Below are 22,392 nucleotides of genomic sequence, written 5' to 3'. Positions count from 1 at the left end.
GGGTATACAATGGATAAACAAAAACATGTTACGCTTGGCGTTACAGGAATGACATGTGCAGCTTGTGCAACTCGGATTGAAAAAGTATTAAATAAAATGGATGGAGTAGAAGCTAATGTAAATTTAGCTATGGAGAAAGCAAGTATCAAATATGATCCATCCCAGCAAGAAATCTCTACTATAAAAAATAGAATTAAAAAACTAGGCTATAACGTAGCGGAGGAAAAAGTTACGTTAGATATTGAAGGAATGACATGTGCAGCTTGTGCAACTCGAATTGAAAAAGTGTTAAACAAAATGGAAGGCGTTTCGAATGCAACTGTAAATTTAGCTACAAACAGCGCGGTTGTAGAATACAATGAAGGCTTACTTTCTACAGAAAAAATCTTAGAAAAAATAAAGAAAACGGGGTATAAGGGACAAATACGTAGTGAAGATGTAGATCGTTCAGAGAGAAAAGAAGAGGTAATTAAGGAGAAGAAGCGTCAACTTATCATTTCTATTATCTTATCCTTACCTTTACTCTATACAATGGTAGGGCATATGCCATTTGATACGGGTCTACCGATGCCACATATTTTAATGAATCCATGGTTTCAACTTCTATTAGCAACGCCGGTTCAATTTTATATTGGTGGTCATTTCTATGTTGGTGCTTATCGTGCTCTTAGAAACAAAAGCGCGAATATGGATGTACTAGTTGCCTTAGGAACATCAGCAGCTTACTTTTATAGCTTATATGAGGCATTGAAAACATTGGGAAATCCTGCGTATGTGCCGGATCTTTACTTTGAAACAAGTGCAGTTTTAATCACATTAATTTTAGTTGGAAAGTATTTTGAAACATTAGCAAAAGGACGTACAACAGAAGCGATTTCTAAATTATTGAGTTTACAGGCTAAAGATGCACTTGTTGTGCGTAATGGTCAAGAAATACGAGTACCCCTTGAAGAAGTAGTTATTGGAGATACGATTATTGTAAAACCAGGTGAAAAAATACCTGTGGATGGTATGGTAACTTCAGGGGTATCTTCCGTTGATGAATCTATGATTACTGGAGAATCTATTCCAGTTGATAAAAAAGAGGGAGACGCTGTTATTGGCGCTACTATTAACGCAAACGGTGTTCTGACTATTAGAGCTGAAAAGGTTGGAAAAGATACAGCTTTAGCAGGCATTATCAAAATTGTTGAAGAAGCGCAAGGTTCTAAAGCGCCTATTCAAAGATTAGCAGATGTTATTTCAGGTATTTTTGTACCGATTGTTGTAGCTATTGCCTTAGTTGCTTTTATTGTATGGTATTTCTTTATCACACCAGGGGATTTACCAAAAGCATTGGAAGTTGGGATTGCTATCCTTGTAATTGCTTGTCCATGTGCGTTAGGTCTGGCTACACCAACTTCTATTATGGTTGGTACAGGAAAGGGAGCAGAGAAAGGAATTCTCTTTAAAGGAGGTGAATTTTTAGAAGGGACGCATAAAATCAATGCTGTGTTACTTGATAAAACAGGAACAGTAACAAAAGGGAAACCGGAAGTTACTGATGTGTTAGAATTTGAAGAAGGTATGCTCGATTATGCTATTTCAGCTGAAAGTGCTTCTGAACATCCATTAGCGCATGCCATAGTTGAATATGGAAAGAAAAATGAAATTGTCTTGAAAGATTTAAAACATTTTTCAGCAATTCCAGGCCATGGGATTGAAGCAAGCATTGAAGATAAAAAGGTTCTTGTTGGAACACGTAAATTAATGAATGAACAATCAGTAGAAATATCACAACATGAAGAAGTTATGAAAGAATTAGAGTATCAAGGTAAAACAGCAATGCTTGTCGCAATTGATGGGAAACTTGCTGGAATGATCGCTGTAGCTGATACAGTAAAAGAAAGCTCAAAGTATGCGATTCAAACATTAAAAGAAATAGGGATTGAAGTATACATGGTGACGGGGGATAATAAACGTACAGCTGAAGCGATTGCGAAGCTAGTTGATGTTGATCATGTATATGCAGAGGTATTACCAGAAGATAAAGCTAAAATTGTAGATGATTTACAAAAGCAAGGGAAACGAGTAGCGATGGTAGGAGACGGTATCAATGATGCGCCGGCTCTTGCGAAAGCTGATATTGGTATGGCGATTGGAACTGGTGCGGATGTAGCGATTGAAACTGCAGATGTCACTTTAGTTGGCGGTGACTTGTCACATATACCAAAAGCGATTGAATTAAGTCGTAAGACAATGAAAAATATTCGTCAAAATTTATTTTGGGCACTATTCTATAATGCAATTGGAATTCCGGTAGCTGCGGCTGGATTATTAGAGCCTTGGGTAGCAGGGGCTGCAATGGCATTTAGCTCAGTATCTGTTGTGACTAACGCGCTTCGCTTGAAACGCGTCAAAATATAAATTAAATGGAGGAATGTATGATGACTATCACATTAAATGTACAAGGAATGACATGTAACCACTGTAAAATGGCAGTAACAAATGCACTAACAGAGTTAGAAGGAGTACAAAATGTTGAGGTGCATTTACAAGAAGGAACTGTAAATGTAGAGTATGATAACGCAAAAGTAGATGCAGACAAAATGAAAGAAGTTATTGAAGATCAAGGATATGATGTGAACTAAAAGATAATCTCAATTATCTTTTAGGAAAAAGGCCGCTTTATAAAAGGGGTCTTTTTCTTTTAACATATGTTCCGAAAAGAAGTCCCCTTCCTCAAGGAGCGAGAAGGGCGTGGCCCAGCGAGTAGGTGGGGGGTGAATTTTCGGTAGGCGGTAGCTTACATGTTTTTTGCACACGATTTTTTGATCCTATACGATATAATAAATATGAAAATAGAAAGAAAGGAGAACGTATATGGCAACCACAAAAGAGGGTGTATATATCAAAGGAACGAAAAAGTCACTGCCAGATGGATGGGTCACCTATGCCTTTTGATACGCCCTTTTCCCCACACAAGAACAAGCCGCAAGATTAGAAAAAGCGTTCGGATGTGAACGAAAAGTGTATAACGAATATGTTTCTGGTTTGTATGAATATCTAGAATCGATTGCCTTTGAAGGTGGGTTCATTCGTTATAAGGTGCCGAATCACACAACGATTACTGCTAAATATGATTACTTAGATAAGAGTAACGATTCTTTTGTGTATAATGACGCAAAAATGAGATTCCAGGCAGCCATTAAAAAATATAATGAGACGTATGCAAAACGCCCCGTACAATACAAAAAAGCAGTGCGAAAAAAGATGAAAACAATCGGATATGTTCCCACGTTAAAAGACATCAAAGGTATGCCCAAGTTCCACAGTAAAAAACAAGGAAAATTCAGCTATACGACAAATCAAACAAATGGAAATATTAAAATGAAGCAAGTAAATGAATCTTATGTGTTATGTATTCCGAAGTTCCAAGAAGGTATTTCGATTCATCTTCACCGAGAATTATCGATTGGCGGGATCATAAAAAAGCAACCGTGAAACGAGAAGGCACGAACTACATTGTTTCTCTTTCTGTTGATTCGTTTTGTCCACATGAAAAACAGGTAGAATTCCTTACTTCTGAAGAGGTAATTGGATTAGATTACAGTCAAAGTGAATTGTATGTAGACAGCGAAGGACGAACCGCGCAGTATAGCCGATACAACAAAATCATTGAAAAACGACAACGAAGAATGAACAAATCCTTAGCGCGCAAGAAGAATCATGCGAAAACAGATGAAGCAGGGCACACCCTATATAGTCAGAATTATGAAAAACAAGTGAAGGGATATCAAAAAGTAACAACAAAAGCAAAAAACCAAAGAAAAGATTTTCTACACAAGAAAAGTAATCAGATAACCAATGATTACCATGCTATTGTTGTAGAAGATTTGAACTTAAATAACTTGGCGCAATGTTTACGTTTAGGAAAAAAACTACACGACAATGGATTTGGTATGTTTCGTACGATGTTGCAATACAAATCTAAGAAAAAAGGTAAACATTACATTGTTGCAGATCCGTATTTTGCATCAAGTAAATTATGTAGTACGTGTCATCACAAAAAAGAGATGTTGAAGTTATCGGAAAGAATCTATACGTGTGACAATTGTGGCACGAAAATCGATAGAGATTACAATGCGGGTCGGAATCTAAAATATTATGGCCTTCGTGTTTTACACGAACAAGGTCTGCTCGCATAGTTTGTATCGATTTTTGGTAGCGGTAGGGACGCCGCGAATACAAGGCTTTGGACATGAGCCAGTAGGCTTGTGGGTGAAGGAGCAATAAAAGAGAAAGTCTTTTGGCTTTTGAAGCCCTCACTTCAAACAAACTGTAAGGTTGTTAAGTGGGGGGAGTTCACTACGATTTTAGCGAGTGGTAAAAATGCAACTGTGCTACATTATGAAGATAATGATTCCAAAATTAATAAAGGCGACCTGGTGTTGCTTGATCTTGGAGCTCAGAAGGACTACTATAATGCTGACATTAGCTATACGTTCCCTGCAAGTGGAACATTTTCGAATCGCCAAAAACAGATTTATAATATTGTGTTAAAAGCATTGAGAGAAACAATTGAGATCGTGAAGACGGGATTAAAATTCGCTGCGTTAAATGAACATGCAAAAAAGGTGCTCGCTGAAGAGTGCAAGAAAATCGGTTTAATTCAAGAGAGCTCGGAACTATCCAATTATTATTATCATGGAGTGAGCTATTTCCTTGGTTTGGATACTCACGATGTAGGTTCATACAAAGACCGAGTGCTAGAGGCTGGTATGGTCATTACAGTGGAACCTGGTTTATACATTGAAGAAGAGGCGATTGGAATACGTATCGAAGAGGATATTCTAGTTACTGAAGAAGGATATGAAAACTTGTCAAAAGACATGATTAGAACGGTTGAAGAGATTGAGAATTTCATGGGAACATATAATTCATATGTGAAGGAAAGACAGATTATTGCAAAATAATAAAGGGTAAAAGGCGCTCGATTTCGGGCGTCTTTCTTATTTGAGAAGTGTATAATAGAAGGTATATGTATGATATATAATGAGTTCTTATTGTGAAGGTGTGAAGGTTAAGCGTATAATATTATAGGTCTAAAAAATATAAGACAAATTGTGAATGATAAAAATGATAGATATTTTTTCATCACTTATAAAAAAGAGATAAAATGAGAGTAACACTGGAATTCAGATAGGGAGTTATAAAATGAAATTAATTATTTTATATGGATAGGCATGGTCAAACAATAATAAATACACTACTTATAGCCCTCTTAACCCTTGGTATATAAAGGATTAAGAGGGCTATATTTGTTTGACTATTATTATGAATTAGTTCAATCAACAGTGTTGTGCATAGATGAAACATATGTATAAAAGATGTATATTACTAGTTTATTTAATTGAGGGCTGAAATTAAGTATAATCAATCTGAAAAAAATTAACTGTTTATAAAAAGTTGTGAATGATTTTCAACATAGAATTACAGAATTGATAGAATAATAAAAGGGAGATTGTCCTTTCAGTTTGTACTATTATTAACGGATTTATTCATTAGGATGGTAGAAAAAGTGAATAGGGACAGGGTGGTGGACAAGTTGAAATGTGCTTCTTTCTTGTTTTATAGAAAAAATTAGAAATTTAAAAGTAAAAAAAGTACAATGTATATATAAGGAAAATATGATTAGGCATTGAAATGAATTGATATTTTAAACAAGGAGAGTGATTTTATGTGGGCAGATGATGCTTCAAAAATTGATATGCTTGCATATAGACCATATGCAGATTTAATAACTGAGATTGCTATAAGTGAAAGAATGAATCCTTTGACGATTGGATTATTTGGAAATTGGGGAAGCGGTAAGTCGACATTATTAAATTTAATAGAAAAGCAGACCTCTATCTCAAATGAAAAAAAGATAGCTGTCGTAAAAGTAAATGCATGGATGTTTGAGGGTTATGAAGATGCAAAAACAGCATTAATGGAGGCTATTTTGCAAAGTTTGAAAGAGAATCAGACTTTCTTCCAAAACTCTACTGAAAGAATAAAGGGTTTAATGAAGAGGGTAAATTGGATGGGGGTAGGAAAAACCGTTTTAAAGCAAGGGATCCCTATGGCCATTAGTGGAATGACAGGTGCTCCGCTAGTTATGATGCCCACTACACCCAAAGTAACAGATTTGGACACCCCTGAAGAAATAGGTTCACAAATAGATAGAGTAAGCGAAATAAGTAAAGAATACCTTAAAGACGCTCCACAAGAAAATATTGTAGAGAATATTCGTAAGTTTCGTGAGGAATTTACAGGTATTATTAATGATTCCAAAGTAGATAACCTTGTGATACTCATTGATGATTTAGATAGATGTAACCCAGACAGAATTGTGGAGACACTTGAAGCCATAAAATTGTTTTTATCGGTGGAAAAAACAACCTTTATAATTGCAATGGATGAAAATATTATTACATATTCTATTAAAAGGAAATATCCTCAGTTAGATAAAGAAGGATTAGATGTTTCAATTGATTATATTGAGAAAATTATACAGCTTCCAATTAGAATTGCGGAACTAGCTGAAAGCGATGTTAAGAATTATATGCTATTACTTATAGCCGAGATGTTCTTAAGTGAGGAAGCGTTAAATCAATTAATTGAAGAATTAAAAGTAAAAGGGATTTTTATAAAGGGAGAAATCATTACAGGAAAAGAAATATTGGAAATTGTCCAAGAAAAAATAGCTGGAGGCCAATCTAAGTATAAGCAAAATGTTACTCAAAATGATTTTGAAGAGCAAATTCAAATATTCAACAGTATCGGAAGTGTAGTTGCTTCAACACTTAAAGGAAATCCACGTCAAACAAAGCGATTTTTAAATACATTCTATATACGTAAAAGACTTGCGGAGATTCAACAAATTGATTTGAATCTTTCTGTTTTAGCAAAATTAATGGTTTTAGAGTATTTTGATAGCGATCTATTTAAAGAATTATTCCAATGGCAATTTGAAAACAGTGGTATTCCTGAGCCTTTAAAGATACTTGAGGAAAGAGTTTTTAATGAAGAGTATGATGAAAAAGATAGTTCCCAATCCGATGATTTCCTTATGAACACAGCATGGTCAGGAGAAAAGGCGAAACGATGGATTGGAGTAGAACCTAAACTATCTGATATAGATTTGTCTTCTTATTTCTATTTGGCTCGTGATTCAGTTTCTGATAGAAAATTATTTACTACAAACTTAACACAGGATGAAAGGAAGTTTATTAATCAAGTATGTAATCTTGATACGAATAAGGCGATACGAAGAAAGAAAATTGAGCAATTACTTGATATGGATGAAATTACTCGTAGTGAAATTGTAAAAGGGGTTATTGAAAAATACCATCAAGACTCGAAGCAATTAGAGACGTTAATAGAACTTTACAAAACACTTCCTCAATATCAATCGAAATTATATGCAGAATTTAAAAAATTGACAAGTAAAAAGGTCACGATGGCTGTGATTTTACTTTTCCATCAGTTGGATGAAGAAGTGTTTGAGAAGTTGAAAACTTATTATACTGAAGAGAAACAAGCAAATAAAAAACTCTGGGAGATAGTAGGTGAGTAATTATGGGGACTTCAAAAGGATATGTACCACCAACAGGATATTTATGGCCCGATGTTAAGAGAGATGTGACAAAAATGGTCAAAAATAATTTTTCTTCCTCCTCAATGGATAAGGCTATTTCAAGTTTTGCAAAAGCGTTAAATAGTTCTGGTAGTTCAAGAGCTCGAGCAGCAGTTCAATCAAGTGGAAGAGCTCTTAGTTTTATAGATTCAGTGAAAAGATATGGGTTCTTTGAAACATTGGAACGTCTGGGCTTATCGCATTTGAAAAATGAAACCCCTGAAAAAGTTCGTACAGGACTTTTACAATACTTTAGTGAGGGAGGAAATGAATTCTATGACAATATTTCCTCGCAAAGTATGAATGAATTGATGAGAGAATTGCTTGAAGGAATAGATGATATTAACGAATATGAAGCAGTTATGAATACACTGAATACTGGAGATTTCATTCGAGAATTCATTATTAAATTCATACAAAATTGCTTTTTCGCAAATTTCACTGAAAAATTGTTAACATTATTTGATAGTTTGGATAAATATGAAATTGCAGAACAAAGTGTGAAATCGTATATTAGAAATTCCATAGAAAAAAATTACTCAATTAACGAAATTCAAAATATAGATTGGCATGGTCAAGAAGGAAACAAAATTATAAATGATAATTATAATAGGGCTCTTGAAATTCTTTCGGTTTGGAGTGAGTCAATTGATTAATATATGGTTTAATAAATATGAAAATGACTACAGTGATTATAAAACAAAAGATGAAGCATTTTTATTTTTTAATTTGTATGATAAAAAAAATAAATCTAATGTGAAGAGTGATGTTGAACAGTTGTGGAGAAGGTTTGGGGTTGAAGCCTTGTCAAATCTACAAGAAGACTTTCTTTTTATTGCAACAAGTATATTTTGTGCTGACAAAAGAATTCCACGTAAAATTTTTCCTGACAACTGGACAAGAGAAATAAAGTTATACATTCCAGTTTTAGAGGTTGAAAAATGGAAATTAGTCAAAGATGAGTTCGAAAAAACAATTGGTTTTTTGAGTGGGGATAAATGGACTTTTGAATTTAGGGCCACAAAAGCAAAATTTAGAGCTAATAAAAAGAATACGAAATATAAACTTATTGATTCACAAAAATTTAATTCCGTTAGTTTATTTTCTGGTGGTTTGGATTCATTTTGTGGAGCATTAACACTTTCGGATAAAAAAATGAAGGCTTGTTACGTGGGGTTTAGAGAATATAACCTTTTGACAAGTCGTCAAAAGGAACTTTTCGAAAGTATCAATGTACATTATCCTATGTTAGAAAAGGAGTTATTGTTATTTAATGTAAATCCGTTAGCTCCTCAACAACTAGGGAATAGCCAAATTAAACTTTCGGTAGAGAGCACAAGTCGAAGCAGGTCCTTGCTTTTTATTGCAGGAGCAGTTGCTGTTGCTTCAATCATTGGGGAGAAAACACCTGTTTATATACCTGAAAACGGGTTTATAGGTATTAATGTTCCGCTTACTGAGAGTAGAGCTGGGAGTTGTAGTACCAGAACCACCCATCCGATTTTTCTGGGTTCACTTAATACCATATTCAAAAGAATAGGTATACAAAATGAAGTGTCAAATTTTTATTGGAGCAAATCAAAGGGAGAAATCTTAAAAGAACATCAAGACAACCCTGTGTTCATAAAACAAGCTCATAGAACTCTCTCATGCTCTCATCCATGTTTATCTCGATATGATAAAAAGCGTAGCGATAAGATTGAAACCCCTTGTAATTGTGGATATTGTTATCCATGTTTAATTAGGAGAGCATCATTTACTGAAGTAAAAACAGATCGAACGAAATACAATCCTTTATATGAATTAAATAATGAGTTCATCTTGAATTATAATACTCTTCAAGGTAGGGCAAGTGACTTAAAAGCAGTTCTCTATAGTTTGAAAAGATATATACAGCATAAGGATGATAAAGAATATATAAGAAGTCTTTTATTAAGACAAGGACCTTTGAGTAGTAGAGAGTTAGAAGGATATGAAAGGTTATATCATAAATCAATGAATGAGTTGTGGGAACTAATTAAAAAAACGGATGATGAAAATAATAGTGGTCTACTGAAATATGCAGGAATAAAGGACAAAGTACAAAATGTCTAGATTAAGTGATTTCCACGTTCATATCGATTATTTTCAGAACTATAGGGAAATGTTTCAATATTTTGATACAAGAAAAACTTATGCGTTATTCGTTACGAATCTACCAGAAATTTTTCGGGAATCTAGGAAGGTGTTTCCCAATAGCAAGTATGTCAAATTAGGATTAGGCTATAACCCTCAATTAGCAAACAAATATAAGTTTAATAAAAGTTTATTTGATAAAATGCTTCCTCATACAAAATACGTTGGAGAAGTTGGGTTAGATTACTCTAAAAATTTTTTAGACTCTAAATTTGAACAGCAAGAGGTGTTTGACTACATCTGTTCCCAATCATCTAAATCAAATAAAATAATGTCGATTCATTCTCGAATGGCTGAATTCGATACATTGTCTATTTTATTGAATAATAATGTTAAATTTGCTGTGTTTCATTGGTTTTCAGGAAATAAAGACATACTCCATAAAGTTATTGAGGAGGGGTATTACTTTTCAGTTAACTACTCAATGTTATCTTCTCGAAAAGGGCTTGATATTATAAAATCTATACCACTAGATAGAATGCTCATAGAAACAGATGCTCCTTTTGGAAAAACTAATTTACGTGGCACAACATATAATTTACCCGAAATTTATAATGAGTTTTCAAACAAACTAGGGATAGAAGACTTTGAAATGGTAATTTACAATAACCTAAGTAAGTTGTTAACTCAACAAAGCAAGTTGTTAAATGAGTAAGTAAACTCTACTAACTATACCATGTCAGTAAGGCGGAATTCACATTATAAATTATGGGATGAGAATAATTTATAATGTTTAAATTTATAAAATCCCTAGGTTATAGAACTTAATAAATAAAAGATCATTTAGATTATTCACTATTTATTTAATTGTATTTTAATTAATCTTTTTAATAAAAATGAAAACCTCGCATTTTGATTAGTCTTTTTTCAATATGCGAGGTTCTCTTCTATTATAAAAGGACTATTTGTAGAATTATTTAAGCTTTTAGTTAATAAATCCCTTTAGAAATCTATTAAAAACCTATAATTTATATATAAATTTCGTATTGATAAGCTGAATTAATTAAAAAGTCCTAATACTAGAAGTGGGAGAGAATCTCTGATGAAACAAACAACGTTATATTAATTCCAATCTCGTTTTTTAGTTAGAAATAACTATCGCATTTAAACCATGATTGGAGAGTTAATTGATATATAGAAGTATATGAAGCATAGAAGAAGTACTGATACAAATTGTGAAAGTGAGGAATAAAATGATTTCGGAAATAAACCCAACACTTGTGCATGAATTCAGGAGAAAAGTTCATGAAAATAATGATTTTATTCGATGCTATTTTGTTGAATTTAAACAAAATAGTAATAAAGAAGGAAAAGATATTTGGAGTAAAATCTGTTCTTGTATGGATTGGTTAACAGTAGCTACAGATGCAATAGAGAGACCTAGACGTCATAAAAATGCAAATTATACTTCTTTAGAGTTTACGCACTTCATAACTACAATTGATATGATTGTGGAAGCTATTAATCACTTATGGTTAGCGATAGGAGAAGCTACAAAAATGAAACAACCATATATTAAAGATAGAAGTATCTTTCACAAAAGAGAATTTGACGAAGAACTTACGGATGAAGCGTATTTTAAAGAAATAAGAGCTTGGTTTGGTATTCATGCTGTTAACGGAAATGCGACTGAACTTGAAGGATTTAAACAGCCCGTTCGTTTTTTTAGTAGTTGGTCAACAAATTCACGGTGGGATGAAGAAGGCACATTTTATGTTCAATTATATTCAAATAACCCAGCAGCTGAAAAAAAATATGGGGGAAGAAAAGAAATCAAAGTTGACGATCTTTTGAAATTTGTAACTTTAAGATATAATACATTGACTCAACTTATGAATGAAATTGATGTTCTTTACCGTAAAGTAAAGAAGGAACTAAAAGAGCTTCCAGTACACTTAGATGAAAGTAAAAGTGAATTAATTCAATTAGAACAACTTATTGAACAAGCTAAGGAAAGAAAACTAACAAGTGAATTTTATGAATATGATATTTTAACATACAAGTCGTTTTTAGAGTGCGATTTGGCAGAATTTCAATCGGCAGATAGGGAATTAGTTTCAAATTATCTAATGGATTTAAAACCAATTATACCTACTTATAAAACTATCATTCAAAATGTCGATGATAGTGAATATGATGTTTTTAAAAAATTACATATGTGCTCACAAATTTATGCAGAGAACACATATGACTTTGCAAAAGTACTCGAATATGCCGACGGCTATGGTTCATACACGTCAGGAGTTATTTCTTTAGAATTATTAATTGAAAAAGGAGTGTTACCAGAATATAGTACTAATTTATCAGGAGCTTGTTTGTATTTATTGATTCACGCATTAGACTATAAATTTAATAAGACTCATCCGAGAAAATCGAAAAAGCAGGAATGTGTACAGATAATTGATGATTTTTCTGATCATCCCATTTCAATAATAGTAAAGGATGATAGAGTGACAATAGAGGAAATCTTTAAGGATGAAATTCGAGAGTTAAATAAAGAAAGTGAATAATTAATATAAAAAAGAACGTAACTTTGAATTTCTTTCTAATTACGTTCTTTTATTTTGTATTAATGTTATGTGTAAAATCAAATTTACATATAGCATATATGATGATGTCTTAAGTTGATTGGCAAATCAATGCAGCCTTAGTAAGGATTTATAAATTTTGAAAGAATAAAATAGTGGAGTGAAGCTAGTGTAACATATAAATCAATTTTTTTTGATTTATATGTTGTAAAGTGAGGACTCTTAGCGTACAATGAAAATATCAAAAAAAATTGATGAAAGGAAAGCGCCATGAAAGAAATAAAATTGTATAATCAATTAACTACCCAAACTTTTGAAGTATATGAAAAGAAGTTCAAAGCATTGGCAGATCAAAAAAGACTACACATTTTGTACGAATTATGCCAACGTGGAGAAACTTGTGTATGTGATTTAACAGGTGTTCTTGGTTTACCACAATCAAAACTTTCATATCATTTAAAGCTTTTACTTGATGCGAATCTTATTACAAAAGAAACAAAAGGAACATGGAGTTACTATAACATTAATAAAAAAGAAGTAGACGCACTATTATCTGAGCAATTATGCTGTATATTTCGTCCTATGTCATAATTTTGGTTGGGACGAAAGGGCATTTTAATATATCTTAAATCGATTTTTCTTGATTAATATAACTTGAATGATAATTCTGGTTTCTAAATCAATTTTTTTTGATTTAAAGAATCCAATTAAGGAACTACATTTGCAAATTTAGATAAAATAAGGAGGTTTTTTTCATGAAATCTATTCAACTTTCATTCAAAGTACAAGAGTCTTGCGGAACGGAAAATCAAACATTACAAAACTATACTGATATGCAGAGTTTAAAACAGTTACCAATAGCCATTATTGGGGGCGGACCCGTAGGGTTGGCAGCGGCAGCACACTTAGCAAAACAGGGTGAATCATTTATCTTATTAGAAGCTGGAGATAAGATAGGATCAAACATTCTTACATGGGGCCATGTGCGGTTATTCTCACCTTGGCAATATAACATAGATAAAGCGGCTTTGGCTCTTCTTGAACAGCATGATTGGGAATCACCAGACATAAAAGCATTGCCAACAGGAAAAGAAATTGTAGAACAATACTTACAGCCGCTTGCGAACCTTTCAGAAATTAAACCATTTATCCACTTGAATACTAAAGTACTATCTATAGGTAGGAAAGATAAAGATAAAATGAAAACAGCGAATCGTGAAAAAATGCCATTCATGATCTATACAGAAAAAGAAGGTGTACTTCAAATTTATGAAGCTAGAGCGGTGATAGATGCTTCAGGTACGTGGGGAAATCCGAATCCGGCAAATTCTAATGGTATTTGGTTGAAAGAAGAACAATCCCTTAACGAGCATATTTTTTATGGAATTCCAGATATTTTAGGAAAAGAGCAAAAACGATATGCAAATAAGCGAGTAGCTGTTGTTGGAAGTGGTCATTCCGCAATCAATGCTTTATTGGAGTTAGCAAAGTTAAAAGAATCCTACCCTGAGACTACGATTGTATGGGTCATGAGAAAGCAACGTGTGGAAGAAGCATACGGAGGAGAGGCAAAAGATGCTCTTGAAGCGCGTGGTGCCTTGGGTAGCCGCATTCATCAATTGGTTGATGAAGGAAACGTGGACGTAATGACACCTTATAAAATTCAATACGTAGTTGGAACAAAAAGTGGAATGGATATTGTAGGTCATCAAGAAGAGCAAGAAATAAAAATTACTGATGTCCAGGAGATGATTGTAAATACAGGTAATCGCCCTAACTTATCTATGATAAGTGAAATACGAACTTCTATTGATTCTGCTACTGAAAGTGTAGAAGCGTTAGCACCACTAATTGATCCTAACCTTCATAGTTGTGGCACTGTTCGTCCTCATGGTGAAAAAGAGCTTCGACACCCAGAAAAAGATTTCTATATTGTAGGTTCAAAAAGTTATGGAAGAGCGCCTACATTCCTTATGGCGACAGGCTATGAACAAGTTAGATCTATAATTGCTTATCTTACTGGGGATTATGAGGCAGCTGAAAAAGTAGAACTTGATTTGCCAGAGACTGGTGTTTGTAGTGTGAATTTAAATCCTAATAAAGTTGATGATTCATGTTGTGGTACAGAATCTTGTTGTTAAGGAGAATAACTGTAAGGAGGCGTAATTTATATTACGCCTCCTTACAGAATAATTAAGTTTGAAAGGAGAACACAATGAAATGGTTATTAATCATGCGGGTAATTTAAAAAAAGACTATTTTGTATCCTATATAAGATTAATAATGAATGCCCACCAATGTAATGTTGAAAATGCAAAAGATTATGTTTTTCAAAATATGTTCAGACTCCAAACAAACAGTTTAGGAAAGAAAACTTATCAAAGTTTCCTTGAAGCTTATCAAGAATTGAAACAACCTAATTAAATTAATAAATTTTATAAGAAATTTATGAGATAAATAAGAGATATTAGGGGGAGATATGTATGGAGATTAGGAGAGCAGTCGAACAAGATGTACAAAAAATTATGACTATTTATAATGAGGGTATCGAGGATCGTATTGCAACTTTAGAGACAGAAATAAAAACAGATAAATATGTGATGGAATGGCTGTTTCAAAGAGAAAATAGATATTCGGTAATTGTTATGGAAGAGAATTCACATGTTGTCGGTTGGGCTTCCATTAATCCATATAGTCATAGATATGCCTATCGGGGGGTAGGTGAACTATCTATATACATAAAGAGAGAATACCGTGGAAAAGGTTTGGGGCAAAAATTACTTTTGGCTTTAGAAAAGACCGGACAGCAAAATGAATTCTATAAATTTGTTTTATTTACTTTTTCTTTTAATAATCTAGGGCAAGGGCTATATCGTAAAATGGGTTATCGTGAAGTAGGAGTGTTTGAAAAGCAGGGGATAATGGACGGCGAGCGTGTTGATGTGATGATCATGGAGAAATTATTATCTGGAGAATAAATATTATTGTATCAAAAGTGTATAAAAAAGGTATTTACAAAATTAGATGAAATGACTATGTAAATACCTCTTTATTATGTAGTTATTTACCATTTCGCATTTTAGAAATCAAATAGAAGAATCTGTTAGTATCTATCGATGTATTTTAGAACGTCAACTAAATGATATACGTCATACCCTTTAGTTTTATAGGTGAAATAACTCTCGTAAGTAATTTGACCATAAAAGATTAGACTCTTAGCAGATTTGGCAGGGGATTTGTAAGCTTTTCCACCCTTTTCCTCTATAAAATCATTTACCTTTTGGATTAGAGGTTTTACTATATCTTCAGTTTTTTCTTGATTAACAAACCCATTAATTGAATCGTCATATAATGGAGCAATTCCATAAAAAGTTGTCTTGTAAATATGGGATTTTAAAAGCTTCTCCATGTCAATTTCATCGTAATAGACATCTTCCTTTTTAAAGTAATACTTATCTACTCTACTTACTTTAATAACAGGAGTTTCCATAAATTCATAGCTATCTGGTCTTTCATTCGCACCGAGGGCATTTGGAGCTATCACGTTCGTTAAAACGTGGCCCTCTTTTTCTCTTTGACTAAATAAGCTCTCTTCTAAGATTAATGCTTCATATTCAGTGAGATTTTCTTTCACAAAACGAGTGCCACAATCATAGTGATTTTTAACGCTTAAAAAGTATGGATTATTTTTCTCTTGTTTATAACGTTGTCCTTTACCTTTACCAATATAAAAGACTTGGTTCGTTTCTTTAATAAACCATTCATAAACATAATATACTGGTTCAGTACTTAATCCTGACTCATCTGGAACCGTTGTAATTTTAATATCGTTACCAATGGTAATTTTCATACGCAACCCCCTTTTAGGTATATTTTACCACAAAAAACCATAATCATTTATGTATGTATTGCTATGGTACGATTTCTTAGATAAATAGCATTGATAAAACTTTTTTGATACCATTTATATAAACATATAATTATTTACTTATGACGTAGTTTTAAAAATACACAAGAATTATTTATTAAAAAGAATGGGGGGACAAGCTTGTTAGATCAATTGCTAATTGTAGGTATGTACCTTTTAATAATTTACATGTGTGCATATGTTACGCTCGAATATCAGAAAAATAAAATTAGTAAGCAGCACTTTCCGATATGGTTAATTTTTATTTTTTTGACTGGGCCTATAGGATTTATTATTTATATCTTTTGGGATAAGAAAAAGAGTACAAACTTTAAATAAGAAAATCTAATGTGAACTTTATGTAAAGGTGAGACTTTTTCGTTGAATATATAAGCGAATAGTTATATACTTATTTCGAAAGAGAGAATAAAGCAACTTAAATGAATAATGCATTTTATTTTTACACAACATATAAGCATATGCTTATGTAATTATAACGAGGTAGGTGTAGATATGGAAAAAACAATTGTAGAGGTAACAAGGGCATCCCAATTACTCAAACTATTAGGAGACAAGACAAGGTTAACAATTGTATCGATTCTTAAACAACGTGAATGCTGTGTCTGTGAGCTTCTCGAAGTATTTGATATGAGCCAACCTTCTATCAGTCAGCATCTTCGAAAGTTGAAGGATTTAGGTTTAGTGCAAGAAGAGCGTAGAGGTCAGTGGATTTATTATTCTTTAAATCAAGCAAGTGATTTATATGCGCTTTTAGAAGATATTTTAGTGCATGTATCTGACCAAACAGAGAAAATTAAACAAATTGAGAAGAGCAATCCTACACTTCGGTGTGGTTGTTAATAAATAGTTAGAAAGGGAAGTGAGAGGGATGAGCAACACGGGGAAAAAACGTCTGTCTTTCCTAGATCGATATCTAACCCTATGGATTTTTCTTGCGATGGCAGTAGGGATTGGAGTTGGATATCTATCACCTGGATTCGTTGATGGAATGAATAGTTTACAGGTAGGAACAACGTCTATTCCACTTGCGATTGGCTTAATTTTAATGATGTATCCACCACTTGCTAAAGTTCGCTACGAAGAGATGGGACGCGTTTTTAAAGATGTAAAAGTATTGGTATTATCACTGGTACAAAACTGGATTATTGGTCCTGTTTTGATGTTTGCTTTGGCTGTTATATTCTTACCAGATAAGCCGGAATATATGGTGGGCTTAATCATGATAGGTTTAGCTCGTTGTATTGCGATGGTTATCGTATGGAATGACTTAGCAAAAGGAGATACAGAATATGCGGCAGGATTAGTAGCATTTAACTCTGTATTCCAAATGTTATTTTTCTCAGTATATGCTTATGTGTTTGTAACAGTTATTCCAGAATGGTTAGGAATTGAAGGTGCTGTTGTAGATATAACAATGGCAGAGGTTGCAAAATCAGTGTTTATATATCTAGGAATTCCATTCATCGCAGGAATGCTAACACGCTTGATTTTTGTAAAAACGAAAGGACGAGAATGGTATGAAAAAGTATTCATTCCAAAGATTAGTCCAATTACTTTAATCGCATTACTATTTACAATCATTGTGATGTTCTCTCTAAAAGGAGAAGTGATTGTTAGCGTACCGTTTGATGTTGTACGTATTGCAATTCCGTTACTCATTTATTTTGTAATCATGTTCTTTGTCTCTTTCTTTATGGGCAAAAAGATCGGTGCAAGTTACGGGGTATCAACAACATTAGCGTTTACAGCTGGTAGTAATAACTTTGAATTAGCGATTGCAGTAGCTGTAGGTGTATTTGGAATTCAGTCAGGTGCAGCATTTGCAGCAGTTATCGGGCCTTTAGTCGAAGTTCCAGTTATGATAGCACTCGTAAATGTGGCACTTTGGTTCCAGCGTAAATACTTTCAAACACAATAAAAATAAACATTCATAATAAAGGTGGAATTATCATGGAAAACAAAAAAACAATTTACTTTTTATGCACAGGAAACTCATGTCGTAGCCAAATGGCAGAAGCTTGGGGTAAAAAATATTTAGGTGACAAATGGAATGTACTTTCTGCTGGTATCGAGGCGCACGGAGTAAACCCGAATGCAATTAAAGCAATGAAAGAAGTAGACATTGATATTACGGACCAAACATCTGATATTATTGATCGTGACATTTTAGACAAAGCTGATCTTGTTGTAACGCTTTGTGGTCACGCAAACGATGTGTGTCCGACAACACCACCGCATGTAAAACGAGTTCACTGGGGATTTGATGATCCAGCTGGCCAAGAGTGGTCTGTATTCCAAAAAGTTCGCGATGAGATTGGTGGACGTATTAAAAAGTTTGCTGAAACAGGAGAATAATTGAAAACAAAATAAGCCGAGAATCTTCTCGGCTTATTTTATAAAGAAGGGGAGAAATCAGAGATGAAAAAGATTGAAATTTTTGATCCTGCAATGTGTTGTTCTACTGGAGTTTGTGGACCGAGTGTTGATCCAGAATTAATTCGTATTTCAGTTGCTGTAAACAATTTAAAGAATAAAGGTATGAATGTTACTCGTTATAACCTGGCAAGTGAACCAGATGCATTTGCTAATAATGTTGTTATCAGTCAACTATTAACGGATAAAGGACCGGACGTGTTGCCTGTAACTTTGGTAGATGGAAAAGTAGTAAAAGAAAAAAGTCACCTGACAAATGAAGAACTTGCACAGTTAACAGATGTAACAGAAGAAGAGTTGAGTCAAAAGCCAGTCGTACGTTTAAAGCTAAACGTGAAAAAATAGAGAAAGAAGTGAGAGGCAATGACAAACTTATATAACCCAAACACAATAGCATTCACACCATTTTTATTCTTTACTGGCAAAGGTGGAGTAGGAAAAACATCTACTGCATGTGCAACAGCTATTACCTTAGCTGATATGGGGAAACAAGTTTTATTAATAAGTACTGACCCAGCTTCTAATTTACAAGATGTGTTCGAAATAGAACTTTCGAATAAACCGAAAGAAATTCCAAGTGTTCCAAATCTACAAGTAGCTAACTTAGATCCTGAAACAGCAGCCCATGAATATAAAGAACGTGTTGTTGGTCCATATCGTGGAAAGCTTCCTGATACGGTTATTGCAACGATGGAAGAACAATTATCTGGAGCTTGTACAGTAGAAATGGCCGCATTTGATGAGTTTTCTACGTTACTTACAAATAAAGAATTAACATCTAAATTCGATCACATTATATTTGATACAGCGCCAACAGGTCATACGTTACGTCTTCTTCAGCTCCCTACGGCTTGGAGTGGATTCTTAGAAGAAAGTACTCATGGAGCTTCTTGTTTAGGACCATTAGCAGGGCTTGGTGATAAAAAAGAGTTATATAGTCAAACGGTTCAGGCACTATCTAATCCGAACCAAACAATGTTATTGCTTGTCACACGACCAGATAGTTCTCCATTGCAAGAAGCGGAACGAGCAGCTCATGAATTAAAAGAAATTGGTGTTAGTAATCAATTTCTGCTAGTAAATGGGATCTTGAAAGACTATGTACAAAATGATGATGTCTCAGATGCATTGTTTAAGAGACAATCACATGCGTTAGAAAACATGGCAGAAGAATTAAAGAATCTTCCTATTTATGAAATTCCATTAGTACCGTTTAATGTTACTGGGATAGAGAATATGAGAAAACTGGTTCAACCAATGGAAAATCTTTCGATTTCGAATGAAGAAGCAAATACCGTCTCTATCCCTTCACTTCAGACATTGATTACTAATCTTTCAGAATCAGGAAAACGAGTAATTTTGACAATGGGAAAAGGTGGTGTCGGGAAGACTACGGTAGCTTCTGCAATTGCAGTTGGTCTGGCTGAAAAAGGACACCATGTACACTTAACTACAACTGATCCCGCAGCACATATTGATTATGTCATGCATGGAGAACAACGGAATATTACGATAAGTCGAATTGATCCAAAAGTAGAAGTTGACAACTATCGTAAGGAAGTCATAGAGCAAGCAAAAGATACGGTTGACGAAGAAGGTTTAGCGTATTTAGAAGAAGATTTACGTTCTCCTTGTACAGAAGAAATCGCAGTCTTCCGTGCTTTAGCGGATATTGTTGAAAGAGCAAATGATGAAATTGTAGTTATTGATACAGCGCCAACGGGTCATACGTTATTGTTATTAGATGCAGCACAAACCTATCATAAAGAAATTGCACGTTCTTCGGGTGAAGTACCACAGTCTGTGAAAAACTTATTACCACGTCTTCGTAATCCAGAAGAAACAAGTGTTGTAATTGTAACGCTTGCAGAAGCGACACCAGTTCATGAAGCAAGCCGTCTACAAGAAGACTTGAAACGTGCGGATATTACTCCAAAATGGTGGGTTATCAATCAAAGTTTTTACGCAACACATACAAGCGATTTAGTGTTAAGAGGAAGAGCACAGTCTGAAATACAGTGGATTCAAGCGGTACAAAAGGAATCACAAAATAACTGTGTTATCATCCCTTGGCAATCGGAAGATATTGTAGGGTATGAGAAGCTTAAAGATTTAGTAAAATAAAACATTTTTAATTAGTTACTATGAAGGGGAGAAATGAAAATGAATATTACAGATAAAGCAAAAGAGTTTATTGAAACTGCTATGAAAGAAAATGGTGTTACAACATTACGCTTTACATTTGATGGTGCTGGATGCTGTGGCCCTAGCTACGGTATTAATTTAGGAGAAGCACAAGAAAATGATGTCACAGAAACAGTAAACGGAATTCTAGTTGCTATGGATCCAAAGGTTGCTGAATTAGTAAATACATTGACACTAGATTATGTAGAAGATCAACAAGGTGCAGGCCTTGTTATCAGTGGCGGATCTAACTGCTGCTAAATAATAAGTGAAGGAGATTAACAAACATGACGAACTATCACGAACTCGTAAAAGGAAAAGTATATATTGGTGGAGTGGACGCAATACAAGAGGCAGTAAAAAAACACGGGATTACAGAGGTGTTTGACTTACGTGCTGGAGGAGAAGAACCAGAAGGATTTCCGGCTGGAACTAAACGTCATGCTTATCCTATCGTAGAAGGTGTTGAAGGACAAGATGAATCAGTAAGAAAAGCAATTGCAGCGGTCAAGGAAGCTGTTGAACAAGATAAGAAGGTATTTTTCCATTGTTCTGGTGGACGTAATCGTACAGGTACAGTTGCAACTGGTTTATTATTGGCGCTCGGATATGCTTCTAATGTAGATGAAGCGGAACAAAAAGCAAAAACAATCCGTCCTGTTATTAGTATTAAGCCAGAATTAAAACAAGTGCTAGTAAGTTTGTACCAAAACTAGCAGAAAACATGAATAATGAGTATCGTAGCTTTAATATAAAGTTATGATATTTGTAAAAATTTACGATACATTGACTTTTTCAATTAAAGAATTCTAAGTGAGTTTAGATCGAATCCTTTAATAAATTGGAGAGTCAATCCAAAAAAGAAACCACTTTGATTGATCTTTTTCAAAATGGTTTCTTTTTGTTTATTCTAAAATCTGGGCGTGGACGGATGTTTTTACTGAAACTTTATTTTAAGGTTTCAGTTCTTTGATTGGAATGAAATCCTGATCATCAAACTTTTCAATGAGTGTAAAAATCTAATTTCATTTACTTACTAGTTGAAATTTCAGTCTAATCTCGCCTTATAAAATTATTCTTCATAAACTGAATAACTAAAATCAACATAATCCTCTATAGGTAATTCTTCTTCTGGGCGATCTAATCCCCAACCACAACGTTGATAATCCGTACCACCATCTACGAAAATTGCTTTACACTTACATGACTTAAAATCATGTCGATGTTTGGATTCAATGATGTCATTACATTTTTTGCACCGTAACTTATTTATTAGTACTTTTCGCATTACCATTAGCACTCCTTTACTAGATTAGTTCATTATGGTGACATTTACATTAATCACTATCTTTATAAACATAATACATATCTGTTCGCCAAGAAACCATTTTCCAAAGTAATAGTGTTCTCCTGTTCCATGTATATAGAAATAATCCCATTCTTTGTATGACAGTTTATCTGGTCGTACAGTAATCTTATTTGCA

Annotated in this window: 21 protein-coding genes and 2 pseudogenes; 21 read left to right on the top strand and 2 right to left on the bottom strand. The window is 33.8% G+C overall.

The features are described from left to right. The first annotated feature begins 9 nt into the window (after positions 1–9). The 14 genes and pseudogenes from KFD70_RS15880 to KFD70_RS15815 all read left to right on the top strand — a co-directional run bounded on the left by KFD70_RS15880 (position 10) and on the right by KFD70_RS15815 (position 15,341). Complete coding sequence (locus tag KFD70_RS15880; RefSeq protein WP_336454183.1) at positions 10–2,406, top strand: heavy metal translocating P-type ATPase; 2,397 nt, start codon at positions 10–12, stop codon at positions 2,404–2,406. A gap of 20 nt (positions 2,407–2,426) precedes the next feature. Then, entirely contained in the window at positions 2,427–2,630 is a 204-nt protein-coding gene (gene copZ, locus KFD70_RS15875; RefSeq protein WP_336454184.1) for a copper chaperone CopZ, read from the top strand. A gap of 325 nt (positions 2,631–2,955) precedes the next feature. Next, positions 2,956–3,483, top strand: a pseudogene (locus KFD70_RS15870) (helix-turn-helix domain-containing protein); the annotation flags it as partial. Further along, positions 3,480–4,187, top strand: a complete 708-nt coding sequence (locus tag KFD70_RS15865; protein ID WP_431613227.1) for an RNA-guided endonuclease InsQ/TnpB family protein — start codon at positions 3,480–3,482, stop codon at positions 4,185–4,187. The pseudogene KFD70_RS15870 and the gene KFD70_RS15865, both read left to right, overlap by 4 nt. A 153-nt stretch (positions 4,188–4,340) precedes the next feature. Further along, positions 4,341–4,955: pseudogene (locus tag KFD70_RS15860) on the top strand (M24 family metallopeptidase); the annotation flags it as partial. Between the two features lie 764 nt (positions 4,956–5,719). Further along, the gene (locus KFD70_RS15855) at positions 5,720–7,600 is read left to right on the top strand and encodes a KAP family P-loop NTPase fold protein (RefSeq protein ID WP_144623521.1); all 1,881 of its coding nucleotides are present in this window, start codon (positions 5,720–5,722) and stop codon (positions 7,598–7,600) included. Positions 7,601–7,602: 2 nt separating this feature from the next. Then, complete coding sequence (locus KFD70_RS15850; protein ID WP_000537290.1) at positions 7,603–8,316, top strand: hypothetical protein; 714 nt, start codon at positions 7,603–7,605, stop codon at positions 8,314–8,316. After that, complete coding sequence (gene qatC, locus KFD70_RS15845; RefSeq protein WP_000608380.1) at positions 8,309–9,754, top strand: Qat anti-phage system QueC-like protein QatC; 1,446 nt, start codon at positions 8,309–8,311, stop codon at positions 9,752–9,754. Before KFD70_RS15850 ends, qatC begins: the two co-directional genes overlap by 8 nt. Continuing rightward, entirely contained in the window at positions 9,747–10,490 is a 744-nt protein-coding gene (locus tag KFD70_RS15840) for a TatD family hydrolase (RefSeq protein ID WP_000088878.1), read from the top strand. The genes qatC and KFD70_RS15840 overlap by 8 nt, the downstream gene beginning before the upstream one ends. 538 nt (positions 10,491–11,028) lie before the next feature. Further along, entirely contained in the window at positions 11,029–12,345 is a 1,317-nt protein-coding gene (locus KFD70_RS15835) for a hypothetical protein (RefSeq protein WP_000622555.1), read from the top strand. Positions 12,346–12,633: 288 nt separating this feature from the next. Continuing rightward, the gene (locus KFD70_RS15830) at positions 12,634–12,954 is read left to right on the top strand and encodes an ArsR/SmtB family transcription factor (RefSeq protein ID WP_000658767.1); all 321 of its coding nucleotides are present in this window, start codon (positions 12,634–12,636) and stop codon (positions 12,952–12,954) included. Between the two features lie 164 nt (positions 12,955–13,118). Then, on the top strand, positions 13,119–14,504 hold the full coding sequence (locus KFD70_RS15825) for an FAD-dependent oxidoreductase (protein WP_000836311.1): 1,386 nt from the start codon (positions 13,119–13,121) through the stop codon (positions 14,502–14,504). A 79-nt stretch (positions 14,505–14,583) separates the two neighbouring features. Continuing rightward, positions 14,584–14,787 carry a hypothetical protein gene (locus tag KFD70_RS15820; RefSeq protein WP_000236375.1) on the top strand — a complete coding sequence of 68 codons (204 nt, stop codon included), beginning with the start codon at positions 14,584–14,586 and terminating at the stop codon, positions 14,785–14,787. A 59-nt stretch (positions 14,788–14,846) separates the two neighbouring features. Next, a complete protein-coding gene (locus KFD70_RS15815; RefSeq protein ID WP_000405935.1) occupies positions 14,847–15,341 on the top strand; it encodes an arsinothricin resistance N-acetyltransferase ArsN1 family A in 495 nt (164 codons plus the stop codon). Positions 15,342–15,466: 125 nt separating this feature from the next. Here KFD70_RS15815 and KFD70_RS15810 read toward each other — a convergent pair whose 3' ends face one another. Continuing rightward, a complete protein-coding gene (locus tag KFD70_RS15810) occupies positions 15,467–16,213 on the bottom strand; it encodes a GIY-YIG nuclease family protein (RefSeq protein ID WP_000704751.1) in 747 nt (248 codons plus the stop codon). 570 nt (positions 16,214–16,783) lie between these two features. Here KFD70_RS15810 and KFD70_RS15805 point away from each other — a divergent pair. The 7 genes from KFD70_RS15805 to KFD70_RS15775 all read left to right on the top strand — a co-directional run bounded on the left by KFD70_RS15805 (position 16,784) and on the right by KFD70_RS15775 (position 21,624). Beyond that, entirely contained in the window at positions 16,784–17,131 is a 348-nt protein-coding gene (locus tag KFD70_RS15805; RefSeq protein WP_000415941.1) for an ArsR/SmtB family transcription factor, read from the top strand. A gap of 28 nt (positions 17,132–17,159) precedes the next feature. After that, entirely contained in the window at positions 17,160–18,209 is a 1,050-nt protein-coding gene (gene arsB / locus KFD70_RS15800) for an ACR3 family arsenite efflux transporter (protein ID WP_000072357.1), read from the top strand. A 32-nt stretch (positions 18,210–18,241) separates the two neighbouring features. Further along, on the top strand, positions 18,242–18,646 hold the full coding sequence (gene arsC, locus KFD70_RS15795) for an arsenate reductase (thioredoxin) (protein WP_000428326.1): 405 nt from the start codon (positions 18,242–18,244) through the stop codon (positions 18,644–18,646). Positions 18,647–18,709: 63 nt separating this feature from the next. Further along, positions 18,710–19,069: an arsenite efflux transporter metallochaperone ArsD gene (gene arsD / locus KFD70_RS15790; RefSeq protein WP_000717838.1), complete on the top strand. Its 360-nt coding sequence runs from the start codon at positions 18,710–18,712 to the stop codon at positions 19,067–19,069. An 18-nt stretch (positions 19,070–19,087) separates the two neighbouring features. Further along, positions 19,088–20,848: an arsenical pump-driving ATPase gene (gene arsA / locus KFD70_RS15785; RefSeq protein WP_431613226.1), complete on the top strand. Its 1,761-nt coding sequence runs from the start codon at positions 19,088–19,090 to the stop codon at positions 20,846–20,848. Positions 20,849–20,887: 39 nt separating this feature from the next. Continuing rightward, positions 20,888–21,169: a HesB/IscA family protein gene (locus KFD70_RS15780; RefSeq protein WP_001027746.1), complete on the top strand. Its 282-nt coding sequence runs from the start codon at positions 20,888–20,890 to the stop codon at positions 21,167–21,169. Between the two features lie 26 nt (positions 21,170–21,195). Continuing rightward, positions 21,196–21,624 (top strand): protein-tyrosine phosphatase family protein, encoded by a 429-nt coding sequence (locus tag KFD70_RS15775; protein WP_000186248.1) that lies wholly within the window; start codon positions 21,196–21,198, stop codon positions 21,622–21,624. A gap of 356 nt (positions 21,625–21,980) precedes the next feature. Here the strand turns inward: KFD70_RS15775 and KFD70_RS15770 are convergent, their stop codons facing one another. Next, on the bottom strand, positions 21,981–22,196 hold the full coding sequence (locus KFD70_RS15770; RefSeq protein ID WP_001233388.1) for a DUF7695 domain-containing protein: 216 nt from the start codon (positions 22,194–22,196) through the stop codon (positions 21,981–21,983). Positions 22,197–22,392 lie beyond the last annotated feature (196 nt).

Origin of the sequence: Bacillus pfraonensis, from assembly GCF_050768835.1 — a bacterium.
GTDB classification, from domain to species: Bacteria; Bacillota; Bacilli; order Bacillales; family Bacillaceae_G; genus Bacillus_A; species Bacillus_A pfraonensis.
Note: the sequence above shows the minus strand (reverse complement) of the source record. Positions and strands in the feature narration are given on the sequence as shown.